This window comes from Hydrogenophaga sp. LT287 (assembly GCF_055702805.1).
The window spans coordinates 1-2,500 of record NZ_JBVPZC010000054.1 but is presented as its reverse complement, the minus strand read 5'-3'; the positions used below and the strand labels follow the sequence as shown (position 1 = coordinate 2,500).

The following is a 2,500-nucleotide window of genomic DNA, read 5'->3' as shown; positions in this document are numbered from 1 at the left end:
GGGTGAAAGGCTAAACAAACTTGGAAATAGCTGGTTCTCTCCGAAAACTATTTAGGTAGTGCCTCAAGTATTACCGTCGGGGGTAGAGCACTGTTTTGGCTAGGGGGTCATGGCGACTTACCAAACCAAGGCAAACTCCGAATACCGACGAGTACAGCTTGGGAGACAGAGCACCGGGTGCTAACGTCCGGACTCAAGAGGGAAACAACCCAGACCGCCAGCTAAGGTCCCTAAAACGGGCTAAGTGGGAAACGAAGTGGGAAGGCTAAAACAGTCAGGATGTTGGCTTAGAAGCAGCCATCATTTAAAGAAAGCGTAATAGCTCACTGATCGAGTCGTCCTGCGCGGAAGATGTAACGGGGCTAAGCCAGTTACCGAAGCTGCGGATTTGCAATTTATTGCAAGTGGTAGGAGAGCGTTCTGTAAGCCTGTGAAGGTATCTTGTAAAGGATGCTGGAGGTATCAGAAGTGCGAATGCTGACATGAGTAGCGTTAAAGGGGGTGAAAAGCCCCCTCGCCGTAAGCGCAAGGTTTCCTACGCAACGTTCATCGGCGTAGGGTGAGTCGGCCCCTAAGGCGAGGCAGAGATGCGTAGCTGATGGGAAACAGGTCAATATTCCTGTACCGATTACAAGTGCGATGTGGGGACGGATCTTAATAGGTTATCCGGCGGTTGGATGTGCCGGTTTAGATGGATGTAGGCGACACGTAGGCAAATCCGCGTGTCATATACCGAGGCCATTGATCGAGCGAGCTTGCTCGCGAAGTAACTGAACGAGGTCCCAGGAAAAGCCACTAAGCTTCAGCTTGTAATTGACCGTACCGCAAACCGACACTGGTGCGCGAGATGAGTATTCTAAGGCGCTTGAGAGAACTCAGGAGAAGGAACTCGGCAAATTGACACCGTAACTTCGGAAGAAGGTGTGCCCTTGTAGTGTGATGAGAACATCTGAGCACGAACGGGTTGCAAAAAATTGGTGGCTGCGACTGTTTATTAAAAACACAGCACTCTGCAAACACGAAAGTGGACGTATAGGGTGTGACGCCTGCCCGGTGCTGGAAGATTAATTGATGGGGTGCAAGCTCTTGATCGAAGTCCCAGTAAACGGCGGCCGTAACTATAACGGTCCTAAGGTAGCGAAATTCCTTGTCGGGTAAGTTCCGACCTGCACGAATGGCGTAACGATGGCCACACTGTCTCCTCCTGAGACTCAGCGAAGTTGAAATGTTTGTGATGATGCAATCTCCCCGCGGAAAGACGGAAAGACCCCATGAACCTTTACTGTAGCTTTGTATTGAATTTTGAACAGATCTGTGTAGGATAGGTGGGAGGCTTTGAAGCAGGGTCGCTAGATCTTGTGGAGCCAACGTTGAAATACCACCCTGGTGTGTTTGAGGTTCTAACCTAGGTCCATTATCTGGATCGGGGACAGTGCATGGTAGGCAGTTTGACTGGGGCGGTCTCCTCCCAAAGTGTAACGGAGGAGTTCGAAGGTACGCTAGGTACGGTCGGACATCGTGCTAATAGTGCAATGGCATAAGCGTGCTTAACTGCGAGACTGACAAGTCGAGCAGATGCGAAAGCAGGACATAGTGATCCGGTGGTTCTGTATGGAAGGGCCATCGCTCAACGGATAAAAGGTACTCTGGGGATAACAGGCTGATACCGCCCAAGAGTTCATATCGACGGCGGTGTTTGGCACCTCGATGTCGGCTCATCTCATCCTGGGGCTGTAGCCGGTCCCAAGGGTATGGCTGTTCGCCATTTAAAGAGGTACGTGAGCTGGGTTTAAAACGTCGTGAGACAGTTTGGTCCCTATCTTCCGTGGGCGCTGCAGATTTGAGGAAGCCTGCTCCTAGTACGAGAGGACCGGAGTGGACGCACCTCTGGTGTACCGGTTGTCACGCCAGTGGCATTGCCGGGTAGCTAAGTGCGGAAGAGATAACCGCTGAAAGCATCTAAGCGGGAAACTCGTTCCAAGATGAGATCTGCCGGGGCCTTGAGCCCCCTAAAGAGTCGTTCAAGACCAGGACGTTGATAGGCTGGGTGTGGAAGCGCAGTAATGCGTTAAGCTAACCAGTACTAATTGCTCGTGAGGCTTGACCCTATAACTTTGATCTAATCCATCAACAGTTTGAATGTCACCCGACTACAATACACAACCGTTTGTAGTCCAGTTATGCCCTTATGGAATTCAACACCGTTGATCCATAACGTTGGCAGCAATCAAAAAGACAGCTGATTCGAAGCTCTATGAATTCGTCGCCGTAGCACCCTGGTGCTGCAGCGGCAACCCTTTATGCCTGACGACCATAGCAAGTTGGTACCACTCCTTCCCATCCCGAACAGGACAGTGAAACGACTTTGCGCCGATGATAGTGCGGATTCCCGTGTGAAAGTAGGTCATCGTCAGGCTCTTACCAGCCCCCCAAACCCCCTCGTACCCCGTGTACCTGGGGGTTTGGGCTTTCTGGATTCTTAAATAGTTCGCGCCGATAG

The 2,500-nt window shown here is 51.3% G+C and carries 2 rRNA genes (1 of these 2 cut by a window edge); both read left to right on the top strand.

The features are described 5' to 3' along the window. A 23S ribosomal RNA gene (locus AC0GNR_RS18945) occupies positions 1-2,108 on the top strand (it extends 771 nt beyond the left edge of the window). Positions 2,109-2,303: 195 nt separating this feature from the next. Beyond that, a 5S ribosomal RNA gene (gene rrf, locus AC0GNR_RS18940) occupies positions 2,304-2,416 on the top strand. The last annotated feature ends 84 nt before the right edge of the window (positions 2,417-2,500 follow it).